The organism is Mesorhizobium sp. M1227, from assembly GCF_040318315.1.
GTDB lineage: Bacteria > Pseudomonadota > Alphaproteobacteria > Rhizobiales > Rhizobiaceae > Mesorhizobium.
Genome location: NZ_JAMYLZ010000050.1, coordinates 1 through 26,192, shown reverse-complemented (window position 1 = coordinate 26,192; position 26,192 = coordinate 1). Strand labels below are relative to the sequence as shown.

Genomic DNA, 26,192 nt, shown 5'->3' with positions numbered 1-26,192 from the left:
GCTCTGCTCGAGCCGAACGACGCTCAACGCGAGCGCGACGACCGGTTCTTGATCTCTACCTCACCCCATGCGCCCATCCCGCGCAGCGGGTTCGTTCGTCGGCCTCTTCCCAGTCGTTGAACTTACATCAGAGAGGACTGTTCAACGATGGGCGCAACCTGCCACTCCACCGCCACTAGTCGCTGTTTTTTCGTGATGCATTGGTGTGCCATGAGACAGGATCAGCGACCCACCGATTGATGTCCGACTCCCTCCATCCCGCACCGTTTAAGCTGATCTTGACCTGGGCCGGGAACGTGCCTTCGCCGATTTTTCGGTACATCGTCGAGCGGGACAAGCCGGTCCGCGCGAGGACGGTCTTAAGGCGAATGATACGATCCAGTTCAGGCATGGCTGCCTTGTCTTTCGCTCAGAGCATTTGGCACCTGCTGGAACCAGACAGGACAACCCAAGGTCGCCGCGCAATCAGATTTGTCATCGCGTCGATCTGGGGCGTGAAAACGGCGGCGAATCGGAGGGTTTAGATTCCTATGCCACGGCCGCTGCCAATGCCGTGGTTGAAAGCGAGTTCCACACCCAGACGCCGGCCGGATTCGACCTGGATGCCAAGCGCCTTCTTATGATTGGCCAGTAGGGATTCAAGTTGAGGATCGCGTTCAAGGCTCTTGGCCATATCGGACATGGCCGAACGCGTTGACTTGTAGCCGGACATGTCGCCGGTCTGATATTGCTCCCGTCCCGTCCGATCGAGCTTTTGCCAGCGTTCGACGAAACGGTCGGCGCGGCGGCCGGGATCGATGTCCATCCCGGTGCGGATTTCCGTTTCAAGCTGGAGAGCAAGCACGATTCGATTGACGCGGCCGGCACCCGCTTCACGAACCAGCTCGGGATTTTTCACATAAGCCGCTTCGGCATCGCGCCAGCCATACGGCCGCACCTTCTCGAAGGCGCTACGTGCATCCCTCAACTCGCACATCTGCTCGGGACTGCCCAGCCCATCCGCATCTCCGTTGTGCGATATCGCGTCGAGAGCGCGTGCGTGACGAACAAGCGCCTTCGTACGAGCGCTTCGCAACGCCGCTTCCGCGTCCACCGGCACATTCGCGGCGCGTGGCACTCCGGTGGCGAGATTTACTCTGCCGGGCGTCGCGTCTGCATCTCCGATCCGCACCCCAACACTCTCCCTTCCCGGCCCAGGTCCACGTTCCTGCATGGGCTCGCCGTCTGCGGGCGAGCGCAACCCGTCCAGCAATCCGCCGATCCTGTCGCGCAGCTTCTCCGGAACGATCCGGCGCACAATCTCGACCACGCGCTCGCGGAACGTGATGCCGCGCCGCTCGGCATAGCTCTGCGCTGAGTCGACCTGCTTGTAATCCAACGCCATGTCCTTGGCGCGGTCCCGTGACAGCGTGCGGTCCAGCCGGTCCCGCGTACTGAAGTCGTCGCCGCCATAATGCAGCTCCATGCTGTCTCGATGCCGCGACAGTGCGACGTAGCTGCCATGCGCATCCATGCCCGGCGTGGCGAGCACATGGGTCCGGTCGACGGTCATGCCCTGCGCCTTGTGAATGGTTGCGGCATTGCCGTGGTCGATGTGCGCGTAGTCTTTCAGGTCGAACCGCACCGACCTGCCATCATCGGTGCGCACGGTCATGCCTTGTTTGCTGACTTCTTCCACAATGCCGAGCGTGCCGTTCTTGACGCCAAGCCCGCGCTCGTTGCGCAAGAACATGACCCGTCGCCGCTGGCGAAGTTTCTTGGGCCGCGTTCCACATCCACCTGAACCTCGTCGCCGAGATCGCCAGCAGCGCGCATGCGCTCGCGCGCTGCCTGGTTCAGGGCGCGCACCTCGTCGTTTGTGTGGGTGAGAATGATCCGGCTTGCCTCTGGATGGGCCTGCCTGTCGCGATCCCAGCGCTCGACGAGTTCACCTCGCGCCTCATTGCGCGTTGCAGCCTGATGCACCATTCCTTGCGCGTCATAGGCGCCGATCGCGGCGCCGATCCTGCCGGTTGCCAGATCGCGCGTGGCATCACGCTGCCAGTCCTCGCGCTGCCGGCGCACCTGACCGATTTCGACGCCGCCGTGTCGCTCGTGAATCGAGCGGAATGCAGCGCCGGCTTCGATTGCCTGCAATTGCTGCGGGTCGCCGACGAGGACGATTTTTGCGCCAACGTCCGCCGCATGGGAAAGCACGCGCTCCAACTGGCGCGTGCCGACCATGCCGGCCTCATCGATCACCAGCACATCGCGGGCGGTGAGCAGATCGCGGTTCTGTCCCCAGCTATGTTCCATACTGGCGATGGTGCGTGACAAGATGCCCGATCCGCTTTCGAGATTCTCGGCGGCAATGCCGGAGAGTGCCGCACCTCGAACCTCGTAGCCCGCCGCTGCCCATGCCTGGCGCGCGACGCCCAGCATGGCGCTCTTGCCCGTTCCGGCAAAGCCGACAACGACACCAAGACCGCGACCATCGGTGATATGCGCAAGCGCATCGGTCTGCTCACGTGACAGGACAAGCCCGCGTTGCGCAGCCCGCGCGCGCTGCGTCGCGATGTGCCTCACTCACCGCGTGTCGCTCGTCCAAATCGATACGCTCCGCAGCGCGGTGAAGGCGCTGTTCGGTCTCGATCATCTGCCGGGTGGTAAAACGGTCTTCGTCGCGTCCGTCCTGGCCGAGTTCGACCAGATCGGGTGCGTTGCTGATGGCTGCCACCACCTCGTTGAACTGCTCCATTCCGTCGCTGTGGCGATGCGAGAACTTCGCAATGTCTTTTCGGGTGAAGGTCGATTGCTGATGCGTGATGGCATCGAGCGCCAGGGATGGATCGGCAATAATGCGCGCACCATTGTTGCGTGCGATCTCGCGATGCAGTTCGGCGCGATCTGCTTCAGTGTCGCCAGCGTCCAGGCCACTGCTCTCGATGCGTTGGGCTGGCGCACCAATCTGCGTCTGCGGCTCCAGGGCAATGCCCTGCGCTTCCAGGCTGCGATGATCGATGCGCACGTCGATGTCCAGTTCGGCCAGCCGTTCATTGGCCAGCTCCGCCCACCGCTCGCGCCAGCGCTCAACCATCTGGGTAGCATTCCAGTCTCGAACCTTCGGACCAAATCCGTTCTGGTCCACGGACCGCATGGTCAGCATGACGTGGGCATGCGGTTTGGGGCTGCCATCCTCCGCCCTGTCCCAATGCACATTGAGATCGGCCACCATGCCCCGGCTGACAAACTCGACTTGTACAAAGTCGCGCGCCAGTTCGATGCCTTCCGCCTGGCTGAGTTCGCGCGGGAGCGCAAACTCGACCTCGCGGGCAAGCTGCGCATCCTTGCGGACTTCGAACGCCTCGACATCGTTCCACAGCCGTTCGCGGCCGCGCCAGGCTTCGGGTGCATTCGCAGGCAGCATCACTTCGGAATGGACGACACCACGTTTGGCTGAAAAATCATGGCTGCGTTCGATCCGCTCGTCACGCAATCGCGAAGCCGAGCGGTAGGCGGCCGACGCCACGGCGCTTGAGCCTGCCTTGCGGCCAATGACCTTGACGTGAAGATGATAGATCGCCATCGCGACAGGATCATTTGCACGTCAAAGCGCACGTCGGCACGACGTATAAGCGCGCCCTCCCTCGAAAAATTCTCGGGATGGACCAGCCCGTCCCGGGCTGTCTCGGCGACCCTGAAGCATTCCGGCGGACGCTCGCCTATCATTGCCGCATCAATAATCGATGGAGACAGCCATGCGCAAACCACGGGACTTCGATGCCGAACTGAAGGCGCTGGAAGACAAAGCGCGAGAGCTCAAGACGCGAAAGGTGCAGCAGCTTGGCGAACTGGCTATCGCCACAGGTGCTGATCAGCTTAGTGCCGACGAACTGGCCGGCGCGCTGGTCGCAATCGCTGAGACGAAAGACACCTCAAAGCGTGAGGCATGGGCCAAGCGTGGAGTGATGTTTTTCGAAAGCGGGTCCCGGCGAACTGCTCCGGCATCTGAGCGCAACGTTCGAAGCGATCCAGCGAAGCAAGGCAGCACACAATCGCCGGCAGGCGGCTCAGGATCGCAATGACATGCGCACGTGGCAGGTCGAGCGTCGCAAGCGCACCCGACATCTGATCGAACTCGGCGGCCTCGTCGTCAAGGCAGGCATTATCGAGCTCACCAATGACGATCGCGCTACCATCTACGGCGCACTCGTCTGGATGGCCGATAAGCTCCGAAGCGAGCACGGTGAACACGCGCTCACGCTCTGGGCTGAAAAGGGGACAGAGGCGTTCGCAGTGGAACGGAAAGTTGGGACGCATACCGTCGCGCAGAAACAGCGAGGTCGGGAATGACCGATGGCGGGCAGCGCGGAGACCTCCATTATCGCAGCGCTGGCCGCCATCGCGGGGATCGCAAGCTAGATGGTTCATCCAGCACCTGCGATCTCAACGTAACCAATCAACTCCGCCGAATAACTACCGTCGCCGCTCGCCGCCCCTTTGTGTTTTAGTTCACGTTGCAAGGTCGGCTCGACGGCTTGTGCGAACAAGTCCGCTCGCTCCTCTGGTTGAAACGTTGGCGGGGCCGCCGGCGCATGGAAATATTTTTCCCCCAAACGCTCGATCGTTGGGATGCGCGTGCCGTCCTGCTTAACGGCAATGGGCTGCACCACGCGACGCTCGCCGTTACCAGCGGAGGTTTCCACCATCCAAAAGGTCAGCAGCACCGGTTCACGAGCGCCTGGCGACGACAAGAGCGCTTGGCTCCGATGCTCAGCTCATGACTTGTATTCGCCCTCGACGCGCTCTTCGCTTGGTCAACATGAGCTCGCCACCGTTTAAGGCGGTAACGCAATGTCGGATAATTGCGCACATTCTATTGCATCAAAGCGCCTAGTTTTGAGCATGAGTTCTGCCGCTGCGCTTTAGATATCTTGGGTTGGGAAGGCCTGCGGGGCACGTGCGTGAAACGCCGCTATGACGGGGCGCGTGCAAGGTTTGCGTTGCATCGGGAGTAGAGTCGCGTGCACGATGCCGGTCCGCTTGTTTCACGTTATCGGTCAGTCGAAGGGCGGATAGACTGGAGGTGGTTGCCCGATGGCAGAGTTTGGTTACGGTGAGCAATTGTCTTCAGATGGCCCCTTGTTGCCTATCAACGTTGTGGTGCTACCGCATGCTGTTGGGTTGCCGTTGCCCTCGTACGCCACTGAAGGCTCAGCCGGCCTTGACCTTCGGGCAGCTATTGGCGAGGACGCTATTGAGATCGCGCCCGGAGAACGAAAGCTGATTCCAACGGGTTTAATCTTTGAATTGCCCGTCAGATATGAGGGCCAAATTCGTAGCCGTTCTGGCCTGGCGTATCGCAACGGAGTTGTCGTTCTGAACTCGCCTGGAACTGTCGATAGCGACTTCAGAGGAGAAATCTTAGTATTGCTTTTCAATCACGGAAAGGATGCGTTTAACGTGCGACGAGGCGACCGTATTGCGCAGTTTGTTGTTGCTTCCTGCGTCCCGGTTCGTCTACGCCAAGCTGTTGCGATTAGTGCCACCAGCCGAGGGTTAGGTGGTTTTGGCTCAACCGGCGACGCAACAGGCGACTGACTCGTGGGAAATTAATGACGACGACGATTGACCTGCTATCGGAAAAGGAACGGTTCTTTCGTCTGTTTCAGGTTTGGCCCATTTCGCAACGATTTGAAACGGAACGTTGGCGGGAAAACTTCACGTCCGATGAGCGTCCTTTTGCTGACCGGTTGCTGGATCGGTTTGCATACTTTAATGAAACCATGGTTGACGCTCTGCTTAAAGCGGCTGTTCAACGCTTCCTCAACATTTCGTATTCAACCACAAAGATGGACATCTCTAGGTGCGTTTTTGTTAGCGTCGAAGGAGAAGCACCCCACCCGGCTGACAGCGGTTATGCGTTTCTCCGAAAGGTGAGGAACACGCTCGGTGTTAATGAGGACAAGATCCATACGGCCGATTCCGCTTTACGCCTTCACCCATTCGTCGAAAACTATGTGTTCGTCGACGATTTTGTGGGCAGTGGAAATCAAATGACACAAACATGGACCCGGAAAAGAGTTCAGCCTGATGGCTCAATTCTTTCGTTCGCGGACGTAGCTGTATCTGGAAAACATACTTTCGCGTACTGCCCATGTTTGTGCACCGAGTCAGGAAAGATAAATCTCGAACGAGATGCTGCTCCACTCTGCATCGTTCCCGCTCACATCATATCGGCGAGGCACAATGCCACCCATCCTGAGGCGTTTGTCTGGGAAGGAATGAATATCAACGACGCTCTCCAATTTATGAAGACCACCGGGAATAGGGCTGGTTTCGTCGCACAGGACGGAGGCCAAAACGACTGGCGGGGATACCACTGCCTAGGGCTTTCCCTGGCAGTACACGATTCCATTCCAGATGCTTCGCTCCCCATTTATTTCTCCCAACTGAATGGCTGGAAACCGTTGATGAGAAGAAGTTCATGACAGCTCTTCAGGATCAATCAAATTCCCTACAGAGCCTGTTCGGCAGCTTCAGGGCCGAGTGGCTACAGGAAAAGCTCTTTTCACTTTTCAGCGAGCCCGCATACTTTCCCTCACTCAAGGACCATAGGCCATGCGTTTTGATTGGCGGTCGGGGTACCGGTAAGACCACGGCACTCCGATGCATGTCGTATGAGGGGCAGTTTGCGCTGGCTGGCGACAGATTTGCAGATGTTGCAGCCTCGGATTTTGTGGGCCTCTATCACAAGGTCAATACCACGCGGGTATCCGCGTTTGAGGGCTCGATTCGAACCCCAGAGCAATGGCGCCGCATTTTTTCACATTATACCAATGTAGAAATTTGCGAGATGCTCTTAGCGGCATTCGACTGGCACAAATCTCAATCGGCATCGTCAGAAACCATTGATGTCAAAACCTGTAGAAGAGTCGCTGCTTCATTTGGATATGACAATGTCAGCAGCGAAGATGGGCTTCGATCATGCGTCAGCGATGCACTCGCTGCAATTGAACGCTGTATTAACAATGTATCACTGCCGGAGCCAACGCTATCACTGCTACAAGTTCCAATTGATCTATTAGCTTCTGGATTAAGAACTACAAAACTCCTTGATGGCAAGATATTCTACGTAATACTAGATGAGTACGAGAATTATCTGGACTATCAACAGCAAATAATGAATACCCTGGTTAAACATTCTAGCGGTTCTTATGTATTCAAAATTGGAGTGCGTGAGCTAGGATGGCGAGTAAGGTCCACTCTTAATCCAAACGAATATCTTGTTAATCCTGCCGATTACGAATTAATTAATATCGAGAACCGCCTCAGTGAGACGTTCCCGAAGCTTGCGCGTGAGGTTTGTGAGGCGCGGTTGGCTGCGTGGGATTCTTCATTCACAGAGCATCACGCGTCTCTCGATCGGCTGTTGCCGGCCCTATCTCAGGATAGGGAGGCAGATATGCTCGGAGTTGATAAACACTTAGAAGGCTTCCGTGAGTACCTATTATCTCGAAAAAACGACGCAGTCTTAAGCCTAAAGAATCTTGAGATGTACGTGTTTCTTTCTTTAAATGAAGGGAATTTTGACGCAGCGCTTAAAGAATTGATACTTTATGCCGCAGGTGAAACGCAGCAAAAAGATCGGTATCATAATTATAAATACGCATATCTTTTTTCAATAACCGGAAAAGGAGCGGAAATATCCAAATACTATTGTGGTACTGATGTATTTTCATTGATTTCAAGAAATAACTTAAGATTCTTTTTGCAATTGGTCACTGAGAGTCTGGCAAGGCACCTCGCCGGTGGCAACCCAGTGAATTCTTCGATTAGTTTTGAAGACCAGACGAAGGCGGCGCGGCAGGTCGGACTTCAATATTTGACTGAGTTGGAGGGCGTAACTGTTCGAGGTGTACAGTTGGTGAAATTATTGCTCGGACTTGGACGTCTTTTTCAGATCTTGTCCATGAACCCCGCCGGCTCAGCTCCTGAGTGCAACCAATTCCAGCTGCGAAGCAATCGAACACTCTCGCATGAGACCATCGAGTTTGCCTCAGCCCTTTTGCGAGACGGTGTAATGCATTTGGCTCTGGTCAGATCGCCAGGTACCAAACTGGCTACCGATTCGGATATCAGGGAGTGGGATTATTCACCTCATCCGATCTTTGCACCGTTCTTCAATTTTAGTCATCGCCGAAAGCGCAAACTCGATCTGACAGAGCAAGACATCGCAGACATGGTTAGGCAACCTCAGGTCACTATCAAGCGCCTTCTGCGAGAGAGAAGCTCCCTTGCTGAACAGCAAATGCCGACTCAACTAATGCTATTCGATGACTATTTTGGCGCTTCTAATGCTTAAGTCGTGGCCTTCGAGTATATATACGTCGAGTGCGGATGTGATTTTTCTAAGAGGCGCCGCTCTATTTCATGGAAAGTTTCTAGAAGAGAGAAGCGCTATCCCTACTAGCTGGATGAATAACTCCGAACTTAGTAGATTTGAAATTGTAGAGTGCGACGACATATCGCAATTCCGCCTAGGACAGGACGCCCAAGAGATTCGCGGCAATAGTCAGCCTGACGTCGAGCGGATACTCGCTCCAATAGTCGGTCGACCAATCTACATCGATATCACTGGGCTAAGCCACCATGTCTGGATGCCGCTTTTGCGAAACGCGATCGAGAGCGGTGCAGACGTTTGGTGCATTTATGCCGAGCCTGAAAAATATCAGTTCACCAACAGCCCACGCCCGAGTGAGTTTTTCGATCTGAGCGAGCGTATTCGTGGAATCGCGCCTATCCCCACATTCGCAAAGCTCTCGACAAACCGAAATTTGAAACTATTCACAGTGCCCCTGCTGGGATTCGAGGGAACTCGATTCCGCTATATGGTTGAGACGCTTCAGCCAGAGGGTAAGAATGTCTTTCCCTTTATAGGCGTTCCTGGGTTTAAGCCGGAATATCCTTTTCATACCTATCAAGGAAATGCGAACACGCTAGACGACACTCGAGCATGGGAGAATGTTCGATTTATGGACGCGGCATGTCCGTTTTCCGTGGCTGCCGAGCTTGCAAGTCTACAAGCACTAGCGCCGAACATCTTCTTGCAAGTCGCATTAATCGGAACCAAACCGCACGCTCTTGGTGCAGCTTTGTATGCGCTTAGGAACCAGAACGTTGAACTCGTCTACGATCACCCAGTAAGAAAGCCGTCACGAACATCCGGTTCTTCAAGGTGTCACGTCTACCACGTTTCTGAATTTCTCGAACCAAGCTAAAGCATTTTCGTCAGACATCCGTGATACGGCCCCTAGCCGCGGAGTTGGTTTTCCAAGCTAGCTCAGGAAACCCACTTTTTGTTGACGAACTTACGGCTAGCGCGGGTGGCCTCGTAGTTACTGCGACAAGAGGGCGCCCAACTCACCATGGACAACTTGTGCTAATCATCGCGTTCGGCCTCACGCCGAGCAGCACGGCCAGTCGCATCACGTCGACCAGTCATTGCGGCTACCTTCGCGGCGTTAGAATCCCTGAATTGCATGTAAGCGTCCTTTATCGCCACGCTCGACGGGCGGCCGACAACAAGAGCGAATAGATCGTAATACGGCTTGAACCGCCTTTTATCGGTTTTGAATTTCCAAGTCCAATTCCAACCCCATTCGAATTCCTGCCTTGAACCAATCTGCGCAGCAACAGTACGATCAGTTACGAATTTAAATATATGATTGTTGCACGTCTTCACAAATACTTGCAGCGCATCAGCAATGTTGTCAAGATCTTCTGTCGATGCGGAAAATAGACCGCCAATAAGATGGTGGTGTTTCGACATACCAAGGTCGTTGGCATTCTTATTGCCAAGGTATCCGAAGCGGTGCACGCAACAGTGGCGGACGTGGCAGATGCTCTCGTAGGTTCCAAGCGCGGCGTCGATCTCCGGCGGAAGCTTGGTCATCCCGATCTCGCCCAGGCGCGCTTTAAGTTCCTTCACCGAGGCGAATGAGTCTTCATAGAGTGCTTCCGCAAGGGACTCACGGGGACGTTTCATTGCCACGGAAAACAGGAGCTGTTTCTGTCCAAGTGCCTCCATAGTCAGTTCGTCAATGTGGGCAAGCCGACTAAGCAATGTTCTGAAATAGGTCTCGACTGCCGAAAGGTATCCCAGCAGGACGATGGAACACAGCTCCGGTGAGGGAACCCTGTTTGCAGTGGCGCCAGCCAAAATGACGTTGATGGCGTTGGTGTTCGCAATGAATTTGTCGATGGGGCTCCACACTTCATTGGTGTGTATGAAGAGCTGTGTTGTATCGATGGAAGGAAGGGGCTGGACCTCGACAAGGGGACGGATCGCGATTGCCGTCATGACATCATCTCGTCAACGTAGTCCTCAACCTTGGTGAGAATTCGATCAGAACGTGCTTGGGCAATCGAATGGATCTTTCTGAGCTCGGTACCCGGGTCCTGTAGAGCTCGCAGCGCACCAACCGTCTTGATGTTGGCACTTTCCATTTTCCTGATCAGGAATTCGGTGAGGCCAGGAACGCCGTTGATCTCCATCGCCATAATGCGATTGTAAATCAACTCGTCGACTAGCTTGCTCCCGCAGTTCTGGCAGAATTTCTGCTTCTCAGCATTCCTTGGGGTCTGGCAATTTTGACAGGGAGGGAGATCGAGTTTGAGCGTTTCGTTGATACCTTGAGCGCTGAACAGCGTCGTGAAGTTCCTCCGAACCGGATGCTTTTCGTTAGGCCGGGCGATGAACTCGACGATGTTTCCGAGTGATGTACCCCGTTCACCGGGCGAGAACGCTCGCTCAGCGATCAGAGCGGCTAGGTGCGGGGTGAAGCGCCGATACGTCCGATCGCGCCCATGCGACACTTCTTCTTCCCTGTGAAGCAGACCAGCTTCAGCTAGGAGATCCACCATTCGACTCGATAGGGGGTCGAATTCCTTGGCCTCGATGCCTAATACCGTGGCCTTCTCACGCTTGCCCTTGAGCTCTTCATTGCGAGCAGTCATCGCCGCAACGACGCCGTCGAAGAACTTCTCGCCAACGCGGATGAGTGTTTTGAGCTCTACGACCTTCTCTCCCAGAGACCGAAACTCGCGAATTCTATTGTCGCGATGCGCGCGGATCACCTTGGTCACCGTCGATCCCATGCTCGACTTCGTCGGCTTGGCCGCCTGCACCGACCTGAGAAGTGTGAGGTATGCTCGGGGAATACCAAACGCGGCATATTGCAGAAGGGTTCTCGCTTCGGGCGCAATCCCGCTGAGCCCTTCTGGGTAGCGACGCTCCGCAATCGTCTGCATCATGGCGCCATAGCCTGCATTGTCGACCGCAGCCCACGCCGAGACGGTTCTACCCTCATGGTCAGCGTGGAAGCGGGTTCCAAACACCGTGGTGCCAGGATAGATCGAGCATTTCGGGGCGATCTCAGGCGACTTGATCACCCGGAGAATGTCCAGAAATTCCGTCATGAATGCCGGCGACAGGGTGAGAGCCGCATCGTCCAACAGGAGGACGGTCCGCGTCCGACCACTCCTCGTAGCTAAGTCCGCAAGGACTCGTTTGACAGCTTCGACGGACAGTTCGCGATGTACCATCTCGTCGACGGGATCGAGCTGGAAGTTACGCTCAAGAGCCTTCACAAGCTTTGCAAGCCGCCCGGTTTCGAGGCCGAACTCTGTGCCGATATCGTAGTCGGACGAGCCGCCGACACGCCTGAAGGTTTCCTGAGCGCCCTCTAGGATTCGCGCGAGCACCCAAGAATGGAATAGTCCGTTCGCATCGGTCCGCGCTCTAGAAAGCGGTTCGAGGCTCAGGTACCTGTTCAAGGATGTATAGACGCTGAAAGGTCGGTCCTTGTGTTCGACACATTCGAGCCAAGCGTATCGCATAAGGTGGGTTTTTCCGCATCCGCGAGGACCTACGAGAAGCACCAAACCGCGTGCGCAAAGGACCCTCACGATCTCGTCGAATTGATCGCCTGTTGCCGTTCCTGACTTGATGACGTTCTCCTCGACGTGGTCGGCTCGCTCTTCGAAAGAATCATCTAAGGTCTCATCAAAGTCCTGATCGTCCACGTCTGGTGTTCCGGTCATTGAGCTTCGATCTCCAAATCCAAGAGATCCTCTCTATTCAACATGCGCGCGCCAACGCCTCGTGAAACTCGTAGAAGGGCCGCCTGACCGCCCTCGGACAAAAGGCTGCGAACGACAGTGTCGCGCCATGTAGCCGGTACGCGGATGCGATATATGCAGTCCGTGAGGAGCGCCCGACCTCGTGCCACGACACAAATCTTACGCTGCAGTTCGCGATCAACCCTAGCCAGCAAAATGTCGCCCGGCTCGGCAATGCGTCTGCCAGGGCGATCCGCGCCGAGGCTCTGGCCAGAAAGACGGTATGTGAAGGGCGAAGTTTGATCAAACCCGGTTGTGTGAAAAACCGGCTCGCCGCATGCGCGGGCCGCAGCTGACGAAAGCGAGCCTCTGACAATCTCTGCTTGGATTGCGCGGAGCGTAAAGCCTCGCCTGACAATCTTGGTCGATTTGTAGAAGCTAAAGTCCATCCTGAATGCGGCATCCTCCGCCCGGACAGGGATCGGAGAAGAGATTCCGTCGATGCCGATATTGCTGATTTCGACCGGGTCACCTCGCCCTCGCTCATTCCGGAAGACGATGACGTGAGCCTGAGCCTCAGTACCTCGGAAGGAGCCACGCGGCAGCTGAACGATGCGCATGACACGGAGGCGTTCGAGCAACGCCTGTCGGACGGCGAGTGATCGCCTAGCGGAGACCAATCCGTCCGGGACAATTACTCCAATCTCAGCTCCGGGTTCTGCCAGGCGAAGGATCTGGGCGACAAACATGATATCGGAACCAAGGGCCGTCGGCGGGACCGCGTGCAGATGGTTCATTCCTGCATCCGCGAGGATGCGCGCAAACCCATTTCGCCATCGAACCCGCGTATAGGGAGGGTTGCATACCGCCAGATCGAAGCGGGATTGTCCGACCTTTTCGGGAAGATCCTCATCGAGTACATCAGCGACAAGGTGCTCATGTGCTTGATGGCCGGCAGAAGCCATACCAAGTCGGATGTACTTCTCAGCATCGAGGTCGAGGTCGATTGTCTGAATCCGAGCATTCGACCATCGTTGCGCTGCGGCGACGGTCAGCGAACCTCTTCCCGAACCGAGGTCTAGAATTGAAGTCGCGTGCCGGCGATCGAATAGGCTCACAAAAGCCTGTCCAATTAGGGGGTCGGTATAAAACCGTCCCAACGGATCACCTCTCGTTCCCAACCCCTGAAGCATTCTATCGCCTAAATCAACCCGCGCACGAATCGCCTGCTCACTTCGTCGCAATCCCGACACTGCATCCGTGGCAGAAATGGACGCAAGGCGGCGCAAGTCGACACTTCCCTAAAGCTTCCTAACACAGGCTTCGTCATGCAAACACCTCGTTCCGAGAACTTCGTCGATGCCTCTGGAGGTTCTGGGTAAGATGTTTGCTCTAGAGGCGGGCATGACTCCTGTAGGAACCCATTGTCCGGCTTCCACACACACCCGATTCAGACGGTGGGACCGCTCCCGCTCTGTTCCGCCGACGCTGCCCTTCCTCCCGCCTTCCTAGATGGAGTCTACAATGAGTTGGCGGTGGCAACCGCTTCTGCGCAAGCGGCAGTCACAGGTTCCCGCAAACAAGTCCGCTGCTCTACCCCTGAGATATCGAGTGGACTTGCGACAAAGCCGGGAGTCTAATCGACAGATCACGCTAATATCTGTCCCAATTCACCTCTGGATAATTGCATCGATCCCAAGGTAAGATTCGGGATGTCCAGCACGGAAACAGCACTTAGGGAGTGGCGGTCTGGTCCGACCCAAGCCGAGCGGCTTGTCGCCGGCATTCTCCGGCTAGAGAAGTACACGAACGTCCATCCTCAGGCGCCGCTGGGAGGCCCTGACGATGGCGCCGACATCCTGTGCGAGCGCGGGCGCTATTTCTGGGTATGCGCAGCCTATTTTCCGAGCACAGAAAAAGACTTCGTCGCCGTCAAGCGCAAGTTCCTGCATGATTTGACCAACGCGCAGGTGCACAGGCGTAGCGGGTTCGTCTTCATGACAAACCAACGTCTGACCCGCGAGCAGCGCAACGAACTACGTGGTGAAGCGACTGCCTCGAAGCAGGAATGTGAAATCTACGATGTGGAACGCATTCGCGGCGCGTTGGATTCGCCGGAAGGATACGGACTGCGCGTCGGCTATCTCTATATCGCCATGAATGCTGATGAGCAGGTAGCCTTCTTTGCAACCCGTGAAAATCAGCTCGCCGATCTCATGACGGAGCAGACCCAGCATCTGCAAGCCGTTCTAAGTCACATCAATCAAATCCGCCGGGGACAGGCAAATGCAGCGCAGACAATGCGTATTATGGCCGAAGCGCAGAATCTGTCCATCGATTCGGTCCGATCTTTGGACCCTCTCGCCGTCGGCGAGATTTCATCGGAGCGGGCGGTGGCGAAGATAACCTTACAACTCGATCCTGCAATGGTGCTGCTGGTTCACCGCCTTGTCTGCTTCGATCTGCCACCGCGCATCATTGGCCAACTGCGCACCGAAAACGTCGTCATCAAGAAAGCAAGCGCAGCGCCGGCGGATCCGACCATCAGCCCGCCAGCGCCTGCCGATATTCCGAGGCTGTTAGATGAGGTCTGTGGGACGTGGCGAGCCAGTATAGCCGCTGCACGAACGCCGGATGAGCAGATGGATGCAATCGCCCGGCTCTTCCACGGCATACTGTATGTCCATCCCTTTCTCGACGGAAACGGTCGTGTCGCGCGCAGTATCCTAATGCAGCAGTGCCTTGACAGGTTCGGACATGTCGACATGAGCCGTCTTGACCGTGGCGTTCCGTACTATATGTCCCTGCAAACAGCAGATCGAGGCGATTTTGCCCCGCTAAAGGCCCTCATCCTCAAGGCGGTCACCGGCTAGTCGCGTCTGTCGCGACGGGATCGGTCTAAGCTAACCCAACGCACGCTCAACTGCTTCCGTGATGCTTCCGCGACGTAGTTCGAGGAACTTCAGACTAGGCCGCGTGCCTCCGATAGCAAAAGAATGCCCCTTCAATAGTGGGTCTAGCGATGTAGCGGTCTCCCGCTACCATCAATGCAGCGTTAGGCGGCTCTCCCGGCTTTCGATTTGGCAGGTTGAGAAGCTCCGCCAGCGCACCGTGGACTTTCAGCTCAACCTGTCCCCTACTCTCCGTCGGAATGATCTCGATCCCCGTGACCAGCGAGCGGATGATCCTCGCCGCCTCGTGCCGCTCACACTCATCGGATTGCAATGCGTCCTGGAGCTCGGATACTTGCCGACGGTAAACCGTCACCGCTGCCGGATGAAACTCTACAATGCTTTCTGCGGCCGCCATCGCCTGAAGCTCTCGGGCTAGATTCTCCTTTTCGCGCTCGAGGTCCAGTAACTTCGATTTCATGCTGGTCGTCGCGACACCGTCAGCGATAGCATCGACGATGTTAGCGATCTGCCTGTCGATGCCGGCATGCCGCCTTTCGACTTCCCTTTGCCGTTCGCGGTTCATGGCGTTCAGTCGCTTATGCTCAGCATGATATTCAGCAAGGAAGCCCGCAATGGCATCTGGCGCCAGCAACCGCCGCTGGATGCCTTCAAGCACACGCTTCTCAAGCTCGCCAACACGGATCGTCCTGTTATTGGTACAAGTGCCTTTCTCACGGTGCGCGGCACAAGCAAGCTGGTCTCTGTTCTTCACCGTATAGGAAGCGCCACAGCGGCCGCACCGCACAAGCCCCGAGAACATGTGCTTCGGCCGTCGGCGGTGATGGAGCTTCATGCCTCCATAAAGCTTCTTGCGGGCTTGCACCGCATCCCACAGCCCATCGTCGATAATACGCAGATGCGGCACTTCAACGACCTGCCAGGCTTCCGGCAGATTCGGCCGCGAGATGCGCCTCCCAGTCTCGGGATCCTTGCGCATTTGGAGACGATTGAAGACGAGCAGCCCGATATAGGCTTCGTTGTAGAGAAAGCCGCTTCTCCGCTTGAGATTGCCATTGATGGTCGAGGCGCCCCACGCACCCCCAAACGGTGATGGGATACCTTCCTTGTTGAGGCCTGCAGCTATCGTACGCGCCGATTGACCAGCCGCGAACTCCCGAAAAATCCGACGTACGACCTCGGCTTGATCCTCATCGATCTCGCGTAGACCGCGGATCGGTTCGCCGCGTTCATCGAGCTTTTTGACCACACGATAGCCGTAGGAGAGGCCGCCGGCGTTGTAGCCGTTCAATATGCGGCCGCTTTGGCCCCGCCTGATTTTGGCGGCAAGATCGCGCAGGAACAATGCGTTCATCGTTCCTTTTAGGCCCACGTGCAGTTCGTCTACGGCGCCCTCAGAGAGAGTGACGATCCTGACACCTGCAAAGCGCAGCCGCTTGAAGAGGCCGGCTACGTCTTCCTGGTCGCGTGACAGGCGATCGAGTGCCTCGGCTAGAACGATCTCAAATTGCCCGCTTTGAGCATCGGTGAGAAGCCGCTGGATGTCTGGTCGACGGATGATGCTTGACCCGGATATCGCGGCATCGGCATAGGTTCCAACGACAGTCCACCTCTCGCTGGCCGCGAGCTCTCGGCAAAGCCGCAGCTGATCCTCGATAGAGGCTTCGCGCTGGTTGTCGGATGAGTAACGAGCATACAGCGCGACACGGGTCATGAACCGCTCCTCTTCCTCTCTTTGCTAATGTCCGCCGTCCTCACCCTCTCCTTCTGACAGTGTTTTCTCAGGACGATGAACTTTGTTGTCGTTGGCCGCCTGCAATTCCTCGAAATGCTCCCGAGCAACCCGCCGACCCAACAAACGGGCGATCGACAGGACGGCTCGTTCAGCCATGTGTCGTGCCGACAAGCCAGCCCTGTAGTCGTGGCTTGCACTATCGTTACCAGGTATGGCCTCGTCCACCATGGCATGCCCACTCTTCTGTGTAGATCAAGCGCATTGAGCGGCGTGGTGATCCGCAAGACAAGTTCAGTTGCCGCGCGGTCGTAGTGTGGCGTGCAAATACTTGAGCACTGCGATTTGGGAATTCCGAAGCCAGGCCAAATTGCCAAAAGATCTGCCCTCTCGCAAATCATGGTGGCTGCGATCCGAAGTGACGCTGGCGCCTCGCGCCAACTGCTGGTGGCGGCTTTGGAGCGCCGGCTGACGCTGATCGCTTCGGTGACGTTGATGATCGAGTACCAGGCGGTCATGACAAGGCCCGAGCACCTTGAAGCTTCCGGCCTGTCGGCCGAGGATGTGAACGCGTTGCTAGATGCCGTGGCGGCCGTCGCCGAGCCGGTTCGCCTTCTCTTCCTCTGGCGACCCGCCGTGCGCGACCCGGACGACGACATGGTGCTGGAAGCTGCGGTAAACGGACGGGCGGATGCTATAGTGACGTTCAACCTACGCGATTTCGGCAAAGTGGCCGAGCGCTTCGGCATCTTGGTCCTGTCGCCGGGCGAGGCGCTGAGACGATTGGAGAGAAAGACATGAGGAGAAGCAATTTCGCACTGCGGCTTCAGCTCTCGCTTCTGGATGAGGCGCGCAAGGTGGCGGAGAGCGAAGGCGTGCCGCTCAACCAGTTCATTAATGTGGCAGTCGCTGAGAAGCTTTCGGCGCTGCGCACGGAAAGTTACTTTCAGGAACGCGCTGCCCGTGCCGACATCCCCAAGGCGCTGCACATCCTGAAGCGGGCGGGCAAAGGGAAGGCGCCGACCAAGGGCGACGAATTGCCGGAGTAACACACCCTGAGGGGTGGAGCGGTATCGCTTGTGCCGGAGGCTTGCCTGCGTCTGGAGCATCCGTTGGGCCGAAAACTGCCGGTCAAGGCTGGCGCGGCACGCGCCATCGCGAAGCGGCTCTGGCCTTGACGGGCAGGCTTCGGTCCGGCGTTCTCTCGACAAGCAGGCAGTTTCGTCGTCGGACACAATCTCTTCCTTCTCTATGGGAAAAGCCGGGACGAACCATGCCGGGCGGCGCTTCCGCTTCGGAATCGGGCGAACCCGCCTGAAAATAGGAGAACACCCGAAACCAGAATCGGTACTCCTGTGTCCGCCCCTCCCCACGCGCCGACAAGGCACACCATGCGATTGCGGTCGCGGGTGCCTTTCCCCACAGGGCTTTCGCTGCCTCTGCAGCTTCAGGCACGGTCCATTTCTGCAAGGCGGCGTCGCGGCTGAAGGCGTCCAGCACATTGGGATCGCTCGCCGTCGGATGGTGAGATGACTCCCTCACGGTTGAAGGGTGATGGGAGGCAGGCGCCTCGCTGCAAGTTGAGGGGTTCTCCGCTGAAGCCAGAAGTTGGGTTTTTCGGTTTTTCATAGCTCGTCTCCTCCCTCTTCGTCTTCAGGCGCGGAAACAGCAGCCAGCCCGCCGCCCACGGAGCTTGCGATGCTGCTCGCCGTGAAAGAACTGTTCCGGCATGTTCTGCTGGGAGATGCGCACCAGATCGCTGAGCGCCGAGCGGATTTGCGGCCAGGGGAACTCGGAGCATTCCTCCCACGCCTCACCCTCGCGCAGCGTGGCATCGAGCTTGCCCGCCACACCGGCAAGGGTCGTGGCGGGGGTGGTTGAGAACGCCTCCAAGAGATCCTGTGCCCGGTCGCCAGCCTCGCGCTCGGCCCTGAGTGCTGCGGTGTAGCCGGTCTCCTCGGCAGCCGCATCCCAGCGTGCCTGATGTGCCGCGAAATCGGCTTCTGCCGTCTCCCGGAGAGCCGCCATATCCGGCCCCTTGCCGAGCACTTCATTGAGCGCCTCGATCGAGTGAACCGTCACGTCCTCACCCTCGGGCAGGCACACGGTCACACAAGGAAAGCCGACGCTCGAGATAAGTCTCGCCTCCAGGCGCTGCTGCCTGCGGCAAAGCCGCTCGCTCAGCTTGTGGGCTGTCTCCCATTCCCGCCAAAGCACCAGCGCTGGGTCGGGGGGTATATTCGCTGCCGCTTCATTGCCGGCAACTGCGCTTTTCTCAAGCACTAAGGCCGTGGACGTGATCATCCCTCCCGCAAGCACTCGCCTGCGAGTGACGAAAGGCAGAGTCATGCTATTGTCGGAATCAGCCATGATCCGAGCTCCAAACAGCTTGGGTTTTGGTCAGGCTGCTGAGGGTGGTTGCACACCAACAGCAGCCGCTTTCAGGCGAAAAATCGTATCAGAGGTACGATATTGAAAAAGCGGCGATGGATCAACAAGAATCGTACCACGGTTACGAAATGAATGCAGTTCAGTGCAAGATGGCACGTGTCGCGTTGGGCTGGGGAACTCGAGAACTAGCCCTAAATGCAAACGTATCTCCCGATACAATCGCGCGGTTGGAAAGAGGCGAACAGCTAAAGAATTCAACAATCGCTGCAATTCGTACGGTCTTCGAAGCGGCCGGGATCGAATTCATTCCGGAGAACGGTGGCGGGGCTGGTGTTCGGTTGTCACAGCGTTCCGCTGGCGCATGACAATGGGCTTTTTGAGCCGTCGCACATGTGCGGCTAGTGGCCCAAATGGGCGAGATTGAACGCCTCATTTGGGGCCGATTCTGAACAGGCCGCTTTCAGGTACCAGCGGTAGGATAGCTGCCATTTGTCGCGAAGCGCTCAGACCGACCATGACCGACCTTATTCAGACACATGCCCGAAAACCGCCGCTTTCGGCCTCCTGTTTTGAGGCAGAGAAGTGGGGGCATGATGTTCAAGGTTCGGGTCGCATTCCTGCTGGTCATCGGCATCTTGATTGCTGGAAACGCGCGCGCGCAGGCGTGGCAGGAAGTCAATACGCGACATCTGTGTCCGGCAATCGACCGTAACCTGACATCAGTTGTGTTCGGAAACTGTTTCTGGTTTGCGCCAAGCGGGTGGATCGCTGATACAACGGAACTTGAGCCATGCTCAATGCGACTCAGCCTCAATCCACCGACCTCCCGTGAGAGGTGCAGACCCAAGCACAATATAAAACCGGCACCATCGATCAGCCTTGCAGCTTACCCCTCCACAAAAGTAAAGACTGCCCAAGCCCTCGGATCCGAGTTTATCTTTAAACTATCAAGCATTGTACTCTGGAGAATCTCTGGAAATTGACCAAAGGTGAATTCCTTCCAGTAACGTTTCATTATTGACAGAAATTTCGCTGTACTGGATACATCAATGAACCAGTTTGTAACAACCACGCCACGTGCACCTGCTTGGAAGAAAGCACGGGCAAGCCCAGAAAACGCCTCACCTCCGCGCTCTCCGTCAGCGGAGGTGTTGCAAGCCGATAGAAAAACAATGTCAGCATCAATTGAAAGCGTCTCTATTTCATCGGTTGTCAGCCACCTATCCTTATCGCTAGCACCGACTTGGTGCGATGGTGACACGAGAAGCGCGGGCTCGGGCAGACCCGCTATTCTTCTGGCCTCATCCGTGACGAGTCCATGCGTGGCGAACGCTATCACATGAGTAGGCTTTCGAAGCCGTTGAAGCACGACACTCTGCGTGAAAGCTTGTCCTGATAGGATTGACCTAGCAGGATCGGCACCTAGGCCCTGGGAGAGAGACGTGACATGGTCGATAGTCTCAGGAATCGGGCAAAGCACGTCTGCGGGCTGAGATCCCTTATTCGGAGGTTCATCGAACAAGGATATCCCCGGGCAATTCGGATCTACTCTCTCGAACACCGGATCAGCAAAACCAAGAAAATTGTCAGCCTGACGCGCTTCGTTTGGATGGCCCCGGACTGCAACAAAGCTTTGCACACTCAATGCAAGGCTTATTGCGTACTTTCTCACCAACCAAGGCAGCTGAGCTCCGTCAGTGTTCTTGTCTGCTGGGCTCGTCAATAAAGTTTGATATGCGATCGCCGGAAACGAGACGTCAGGAATTAGGATTAGTCGCGAACTCCCCGTAAGATCGGTCGCGAAAGGCGCGAACAGAGTATCGTAGATGAAGCCCGCATCGGCATAGTCAAAATCAACACTGAGCTCCGAGAAGGATCGTTGGAACCGCCGCATTGCCTTTGAGAGCTCGCCTGACGCATTGGCGCTGTTTCTCGTCAAATCCATTGTCGCGGCAAACTCACGATTGACGACAACAACCCAAGGCCCATCGAACTGAGCGGCAATAAATATCGCTATTGTCTCATTGTCCCTTAGGGCCCGGCGTATGTCTGAAAGTTTCATGCTTTGGGCGCTGTAAATATCTCCATAGGCACTCCCTGAAGCCAGCAACTGAGCGCTTGCCGCATGGTACGAAGCCTCTGCCACATTAAGTCGGCGAACAAGGTCAGAGATATCGGCCGATCCTTGCACGCGCGCCTGAGTTAATGCCGACGCGGCCCGGCGCCATTCAATTCGAGCTAGCTCCAAGATATCAGCCTGGTTGCGAATCTCGCTTGGAAGTTCGTGCCTATCAACGGATCTATTAAGTGACTCCGAGGCGAGAGCCCTTCTCCGCCATTGAATCAGGTCAAGCACTTCATCAATATCTCCTTCCTTCGTCAAAACTCCATTATTTAATCGTAAAATTATTTTTATATTTAAAAGAAGGTCACTATCAAAATATCCGCGATACATTTGTAAGTCATCGAAGCTGGACATGCTGTGGTTGCCGACAATTCCCCGAATCTGCTTCTTGTGAAGTATTACGGCTTCCCTGATAAACCACAACCCTACCGGTAGATCGTCAACCGATTCGCTATAATCTCTAGCGGCTTTCTCCAGCTCTTCAAGTTTCTGCGGATCTGAATCCGGAAGGCGGCCGATGTCAGCTTTTCGCCGCTCCACCACTGACTCCGGTTCAGTGCTGCCACTACCTTGGTGCCGTGGCACAGCACCGACCTTCACTTGCAACCAAACATAATAGCCGTTGCGAGGCTCTGGCTCCGTAAGCAAGCTAGTCGCGATTTGGAAGAGCAGGGTGACTCCAGTATTTCTATCTTCAAGCTGAGTTACAGACCCCGTACCCGCGGAATTGGACGTCCACTCCGGGCCCAGACACGAAATCACTTCGTCCAGGAAACGGCCAAATTGACTCTCCGCAGCGGCCTGATCGACTACATCGGTATCGCAATTGAGGACCTTTTGGTCCCCATTCGAATTCAAGCGGCAACTGCCAGTGGGCAGAAACCTGTACGCTGAAAGGGAATCGTCGAATCCCTGCTCTGAAGGCCCGAAATTATCTGCCGCGGCTTCTACCGTGGTCCTAAGTTTTGCGCAGTCAATAGCGGTTTCTGCCCCATTACTGGTCCCGAAAGGCATCGACCAGAAGGCAAATGCTAGCCCCAAAATGAACTGTCTTGCGCTCTCTTTCATAAAGCCCTCCGATCAAGAGGAAGCCCCAGATTTAGAAGTTATTAAAGACTATCTTTTACGCAGGATTGACGAGTCGCCGCAAGAGTGATTTAATCAAAATCAATCTGAAACTGCACCCAGATAAAGCTTGGCCGCGATGATGCGCTTGCGCAGTTCTGTCGGAAGCTTGACTGTCGCGATTCTTTTGGTCGCACTACAAGCGAGCGCGGAAGATACTCAAGGAAACGACCTGGTTAGACAATACCAAGCGGTCGTGCGTGAAGGATTTTCGTCGATAAATGATGGAGTCGTTCCATTATACAACGCTGGAGCTAATTTTCGGGTTGGAGATCTTTGGGATACTAAAATGACCCGCCTTTTAGATCGAACGGAGACTTGTTTTCCTCGTCTCGATTTACGGTCTGCTTCCAGCACACTACCCCGTCTGCACTATACGACTGAGGCATCACTTGGATTCTGGCTTCGACTCAAATCTGTCTTTGATCTGACCAGCAAGGGAACACTTTCCACGTCCGTTGATGTTGATTTTGAAAACGTCATTGAAGAGACCGCGGCAGAGGGTGACTTCACACGCAGCTACCAGGCAACTACCTGTCCGAGAGCACAGGGAATAATAGCGCAAGCAGATGCAAAGCCCGGCGATGAATTGCCCATTATTATTGGCAGCCTATACCGCGGTAAGAGGCGAGTGACTATCATCTATGGGGCCGCCGTCGACCTCAAGGCTCGGGCCGATCAGATTGCCACAGCGGCGAGTGGAATTCCCGTCGAAGTCGGGATCACCGCGGCCATTACACAGGGGCATAGCATCACGGTGGTGGACAAGGACCCAGTTCCTCTCGCATTTATCCCTGCTTTCGTGCCGATACGAGTTTCAGGAGCCACTCTAGGTGGGCAATCTGACACTGAGGTGAAATATGAATGGCTTCCATTTACACCCGCCTCTATCCAGTCTCAAAAGGCAGTTCTGCCAGCCTTGTTTAATGCCGTCGATAGCGGCTGGTCATGGGAGAACCCTTCTCGCTAAGATGACCCTGCTAGCCGGCTTCACTGTCATTGGTATGGCAATCGCGGCGAATTACTGCAATGCAGGGGATGATGAAGTGGCCAGCTTCGCTAACGCGCTGAGGGCTAATGATCTGATAGCTGCGCGTGACCTTGCTCGCGCAGCCGGCGCGAAGATCGATGCTCAGCAGACGACAAACAACCTTGACGCCGCCTCTTGGCATAATCGGGCAGGCTACGCATCCATACTCATGGACGATGAAGCCCAGGCGAAGATTGACTTCGACCGTGCCTGCGAGCAAGCCAAACTCGAGCCAATGAGTTCTGCTATAGAACTAAATTGCCGTGTGGGGATCGCATTCGTCCAGTTCTTTGGTGGCGACCAACCAACCGGGGCTCAACAGGCCGGGGATATCCTGACGACACTCAGAGGCCGAAAAGACTTGGCGTCAGCGACAGTCTTGGCAAACCTGATCCTTGCGACTGATGCACTCACGAAAACAGATCTAGTTAATTCAGAGAAATATCTGGACGAAGCAGTCGCCGCCTTCAATCAACTTGGGCCTGAGACCCAACCGGCGCTCGCTTCGATGCTCGCTCGGACGTTCTCCGCGGTTGGCATGCAATATTATGGCAACGCGAAAGAAAGTGCTGCCGATCGCGTTTTTCTACGAGCAGTTGACGTGCATGCATCTTCTGTTGGTCACGACAGCCCAGCCCTTTTAGCGACCCTCTCGGCCGTAAGTGTTTTTCTATCGGACCCGCAAGCGGCCAGAAGGATCTCGCTTTGGACGATTGAGCTCGCTATGAAGGATCAGGATTATGAGAAAGCCCATGCGTCGGTTCAGTCTGCGATCATGGGTCTAGCTGACGATGATGCGCTACAATCCTTGTGGAATTGGCAGGCGAAGGTTGAGAAAGAATTCGGAGTAAGCTCGCTCCAAGCCGGTGAGGGACTGATCGATATCTCAGAGTTTCTCTTTCGACAGGCGGACAACGACAATGCGATCACGATCAGAGACAAGGGACTGAAACTAATCGAGGCGAAGGTGGGAAAAGGAAGCCCTGAGCTCAAAAAGGCAGAAAGCGCTCCGCAATATCAGCTTTACGTCGCGAATAACAAAGCTTTAGGCGAGTTGCAATCAAAACTAGACGCAATCGTGAAGGCTGTTCCATCGGAACCCAGTGACGATCAGGCAAATGATACCGCAAATGGCGAACAGGAAAACGTCGACAGCAGTGACAATATAAACCCACCAAGTCCGGACATACCAAAAAATTACTGTGAGACACTCAAGGAAGTAATACAATCGGCAACGGGTCAGTTCAGCTCAATTCTTGGACCAAGGACGGAGTATTCGTGGACGGCTCGAGTCCAACTTAGCGGTTGGAACCGGTGTTCGGTAGAGGAACTTGACGCCGGAGTCCCGAGCAGCAGATACTATTCATGTTACATTGAACCATTCGTTGATAGCAAATCGGCTTCCGGCACGCTCAAGGAAATTGCAAGTGGTGTTGAATCTTGTCTTGGTTCTGGTTGGATACCTGTAGATGAAGTAGATTCCAAGGGTAATCCTCGTAAGACATTCTCGATGACTGAAGATAAAACCAATGTAGAGTTAAGAGTTGGAAAGGCACTTGGCAAGAAGAGCAGCGTAAGCATAGATGTAAATTTGGAGTAGATATATATTCTGTCATATGGCAAGCTTTGAGACAATTGGACGTGGTAACACTTGAACGGATCAACAGCTGCCTAACGCTGATTCTCTGGACGGGGGCGGAATGTCAGGAGAACTAAACTCGAGATTTTTCTTCGACTTTGTCCGGCTCCATCTGTTCGACGGACGCCTGTCTACAAATCAGGCTCGTGGGCTAATCACCATACTAGACAAGTGGAACCAAAGTTATGCATCGCGGGACGATCGATGGCTGGCCTACGCGTTGGGCACAGCACATCATGAGACCGGCAGAACCATGCTACCCATTACAGAATTTGGAGGGCCGACGTATTTCTTCAAGATGTATGACCGCGAAGGACAACGTCCCGACATAGCGAAAAGACTTAGCAACACCGAAAGGGGCGATGGAGTCCGTTTTTGTGGGCGCGGTTTCGTCCAGCTCACCGGTAGAGGCAACTATACGCTATGGGCGAGACTTCTCAATGTCGACCTTATCTCGAATCCCGATTTAGTTCTTCAGCCGGATTTTGCGACAGCGATCCTATTTGAAGGTATGATCGAAGGACTATTCACGGGGCGTGGACTGCCCGACTATTTCGACGGCAGCAAGGCCGACTGGGTGAATGCGAGGAGAATCATAAATGGCAAGGATAAGGCAGACCTGGTAGCAAGCTATGCATTGAAATACTACGCGGCAATTAGTTACACGATATGAGTGATTTCGTAACGCTACCAGACGCGCGAAATCCAGGGGCGCGGAGTCCAGAGCTGGGCGCCTATCCCCATGCCGCTGAGACTCCGCTGTAAGAGAAGAGCGGCACGCTCGACGCAGCTAGTCTCAGCAGGAACTGGGCGGGGGCTGCGGTGCTAGGACTGGCACGCAAGGCAACCAAGCGGGCGCGATCGGCGACAGGGGACTTGTTCCGCACGAGCATCTGTGTCCGGAAGCGTCTTTGCAGACGTCGGCGTTATCCGAAAATCGACCGTTTCGCTGGCAGCAAAATGAAGCCGCGCGCCTATATCTCATTTGCGCCATGAGCTGACACTTGGCGCAACGCATCAACGTCTCAATTGAGCCGACGAACGAACCCGCTGCGCGGGATGGGCGCATGGGGTGAGGTAGAGATCAAGAACCGGTCGTCGCGCTCGCGTTGAGCGTCGTTCGGCTCGAGCAGAGC

23 protein-coding genes and 1 pseudogene are annotated in these 26,192 nt (G+C 55.8%); 13 read left to right on the top strand and 11 right to left on the bottom strand.

The annotated features are described in order from the left end of the window. Positions 1-175 precede the first annotated feature (175 nt). Positions 176-391 carry a helix-turn-helix transcriptional regulator gene (locus NKH28_RS31595; RefSeq protein WP_032998854.1) on the bottom strand — a complete coding sequence of 72 codons (216 nt, stop codon included), beginning with the start codon at positions 389-391 and terminating at the stop codon, positions 176-178. A gap of 129 nt (positions 392-520) precedes the next feature. Next, positions 521-3,565, bottom strand: a pseudogene (traA, locus tag NKH28_RS31590) (Ti-type conjugative transfer relaxase TraA). Between the two features lie 172 nt (positions 3,566-3,737). Here traA and NKH28_RS31585 point away from each other — a divergent pair. Both NKH28_RS31585 and NKH28_RS31580 read left to right on the top strand, forming a co-directional pair. Further along, positions 3,738-4,064, top strand: a complete 327-nt coding sequence (locus tag NKH28_RS31585) for a conjugal transfer protein TraD (protein WP_352981179.1) — start codon at positions 3,738-3,740, stop codon at positions 4,062-4,064. A gap of 1 nt (position 4,065) precedes the next feature. Beyond that, complete coding sequence (locus tag NKH28_RS31580; RefSeq protein ID WP_352981178.1) at positions 4,066-4,332, top strand: conjugal transfer protein TraD; 267 nt, start codon at positions 4,066-4,068, stop codon at positions 4,330-4,332. A gap of 74 nt (positions 4,333-4,406) precedes the next feature. Here NKH28_RS31580 and NKH28_RS31575 read toward each other — a convergent pair whose 3' ends face one another. Beyond that, complete coding sequence (locus NKH28_RS31575; protein WP_352981177.1) at positions 4,407-4,706, bottom strand: hypothetical protein; 300 nt, start codon at positions 4,704-4,706, stop codon at positions 4,407-4,409. 370 nt (positions 4,707-5,076) lie between these two features. Here NKH28_RS31575 and dut point away from each other — a divergent pair, with 370 nt between their 5' ends. From dut to NKH28_RS31555, 4 genes are all read left to right on the top strand, one after another. Continuing rightward, complete coding sequence (gene dut, locus NKH28_RS31570; RefSeq protein WP_352981176.1) at positions 5,077-5,580, top strand: dUTP diphosphatase; 504 nt, start codon at positions 5,077-5,079, stop codon at positions 5,578-5,580. Positions 5,581-5,594: 14 nt separating this feature from the next. Further along, the gene (locus NKH28_RS31565) at positions 5,595-6,470 is read left to right on the top strand and encodes a phosphoribosyltransferase-like protein (protein ID WP_352981175.1); all 876 of its coding nucleotides are present in this window, start codon (positions 5,595-5,597) and stop codon (positions 6,468-6,470) included. Further along, a complete protein-coding gene (locus NKH28_RS31560; RefSeq protein WP_352981174.1) occupies positions 6,467-8,344 on the top strand; it encodes an ORC-CDC6 family AAA ATPase in 1,878 nt (625 codons plus the stop codon). The genes NKH28_RS31565 and NKH28_RS31560 overlap by 4 nt, the downstream gene beginning before the upstream one ends. 112 nt (positions 8,345-8,456) lie before the next feature. Beyond that, a complete protein-coding gene (locus NKH28_RS31555; RefSeq protein ID WP_352981173.1) occupies positions 8,457-9,260 on the top strand; it encodes a hypothetical protein in 804 nt (267 codons plus the stop codon). Positions 9,261-9,421: 161 nt separating this feature from the next. Here the strand turns inward: NKH28_RS31555 and NKH28_RS31550 are convergent, their stop codons facing one another. From NKH28_RS31550 to NKH28_RS31540, 3 genes are read right to left on the bottom strand one after another with little or no spacing between them, the layout of a single operon-like run. Beyond that, a complete protein-coding gene (locus NKH28_RS31550) occupies positions 9,422-10,342 on the bottom strand; it encodes a hypothetical protein (protein WP_352981172.1) in 921 nt (306 codons plus the stop codon). Then, entirely contained in the window at positions 10,339-12,084 is a 1,746-nt protein-coding gene (locus NKH28_RS31545; RefSeq protein ID WP_352981171.1) for a zinc ribbon domain-containing protein, read from the bottom strand. Before NKH28_RS31545 ends, NKH28_RS31550 begins: the two co-directional genes overlap by 4 nt. Continuing rightward, a complete protein-coding gene (locus NKH28_RS31540) occupies positions 12,081-13,391 on the bottom strand; it encodes an N-6 DNA methylase (RefSeq protein WP_352981170.1) in 1,311 nt (436 codons plus the stop codon). Before NKH28_RS31540 ends, NKH28_RS31545 begins: the two co-directional genes overlap by 4 nt. 423 nt (positions 13,392-13,814) lie before the next feature. Here NKH28_RS31540 and NKH28_RS31535 point away from each other — a divergent pair, with 423 nt between their 5' ends. After that, the gene (locus tag NKH28_RS31535; protein WP_352981169.1) at positions 13,815-14,975 is read left to right on the top strand and encodes a Fic family protein; all 1,161 of its coding nucleotides are present in this window, start codon (positions 13,815-13,817) and stop codon (positions 14,973-14,975) included. Between the two features lie 94 nt (positions 14,976-15,069). Here NKH28_RS31535 and NKH28_RS31530 read toward each other — a convergent pair whose 3' ends face one another. Both NKH28_RS31530 and NKH28_RS31525 read right to left on the bottom strand, forming a co-directional pair. Further along, positions 15,070-16,728 carry a recombinase family protein gene (locus NKH28_RS31530; protein WP_352981167.1) on the bottom strand — a complete coding sequence of 553 codons (1,659 nt, stop codon included), beginning with the start codon at positions 16,726-16,728 and terminating at the stop codon, positions 15,070-15,072. Positions 16,729-16,752: 24 nt separating this feature from the next. After that, positions 16,753-16,905, bottom strand: coding sequence for a hypothetical protein (locus NKH28_RS31525; RefSeq protein ID WP_352981166.1), 153 nt, complete (start codon positions 16,903-16,905; stop codon positions 16,753-16,755). A gap of 240 nt (positions 16,906-17,145) precedes the next feature. Between NKH28_RS31525 and NKH28_RS31520 the strand changes: the two genes are divergently transcribed. Together NKH28_RS31520 and NKH28_RS31515 are read left to right on the top strand one after the other, a co-directional pair. Beyond that, positions 17,146-17,547 (top strand): putative toxin-antitoxin system toxin component, PIN family, encoded by a 402-nt coding sequence (locus tag NKH28_RS31520; RefSeq protein ID WP_352981164.1) that lies wholly within the window; start codon positions 17,146-17,148, stop codon positions 17,545-17,547. Beyond that, positions 17,544-17,795, top strand: a complete 252-nt coding sequence (locus tag NKH28_RS31515) for a toxin-antitoxin system HicB family antitoxin (RefSeq protein ID WP_352980028.1) — start codon at positions 17,544-17,546, stop codon at positions 17,793-17,795. Before NKH28_RS31520 ends, NKH28_RS31515 begins: the two co-directional genes overlap by 4 nt. Before the next feature lie 82 nt (positions 17,796-17,877). Here the strand turns inward: NKH28_RS31515 and NKH28_RS34580 are convergent, their stop codons facing one another. Both NKH28_RS34580 and NKH28_RS31510 read right to left on the bottom strand, forming a co-directional pair. Continuing rightward, complete coding sequence (locus tag NKH28_RS34580) at positions 17,878-18,375, bottom strand: Y4oE-related protein (protein WP_502906687.1); 498 nt, start codon at positions 18,373-18,375, stop codon at positions 17,878-17,880. 24 nt (positions 18,376-18,399) lie between these two features. Beyond that, on the bottom strand, positions 18,400-19,050 hold the full coding sequence (locus NKH28_RS31510; RefSeq protein WP_352981162.1) for a hypothetical protein: 651 nt from the start codon (positions 19,048-19,050) through the stop codon (positions 18,400-18,402). Positions 19,051-19,265: 215 nt separating this feature from the next. Here NKH28_RS31510 and NKH28_RS31505 point away from each other — a divergent pair, with 215 nt between their 5' ends. Further along, positions 19,266-19,502, top strand: coding sequence for a helix-turn-helix domain-containing protein (locus tag NKH28_RS31505; RefSeq protein ID WP_352981180.1), 237 nt, complete (start codon positions 19,266-19,268; stop codon positions 19,500-19,502). A 521-nt stretch (positions 19,503-20,023) separates the two neighbouring features. On the opposite strand, the gene NKH28_RS31500 is transcribed toward NKH28_RS31505, so the two are convergent. After that, positions 20,024-22,330, bottom strand: a complete 2,307-nt coding sequence (locus NKH28_RS31500; RefSeq protein ID WP_352981161.1) for a CHAT domain-containing protein — start codon at positions 22,328-22,330, stop codon at positions 20,024-20,026. A gap of 166 nt (positions 22,331-22,496) precedes the next feature. Here NKH28_RS31500 and NKH28_RS31495 point away from each other — a divergent pair, with 166 nt between their 5' ends. The 3 genes from NKH28_RS31495 (at position 22,497) to NKH28_RS31485 (ending at position 25,729) form a co-directional block, all read left to right on the top strand. Continuing rightward, entirely contained in the window at positions 22,497-23,357 is an 861-nt protein-coding gene (locus NKH28_RS31495) for a hypothetical protein (protein WP_352981160.1), read from the top strand. Position 23,358: 1 nt separating this feature from the next. Continuing rightward, entirely contained in the window at positions 23,359-25,017 is a 1,659-nt protein-coding gene (locus tag NKH28_RS31490) for a hypothetical protein (RefSeq protein WP_352981159.1), read from the top strand. 100 nt (positions 25,018-25,117) lie between these two features. Beyond that, positions 25,118-25,729 (top strand): glycoside hydrolase family 19 protein, encoded by a 612-nt coding sequence (locus NKH28_RS31485; protein WP_352981158.1) that lies wholly within the window; start codon positions 25,118-25,120, stop codon positions 25,727-25,729. Positions 25,730-26,192 lie beyond the last annotated feature (463 nt).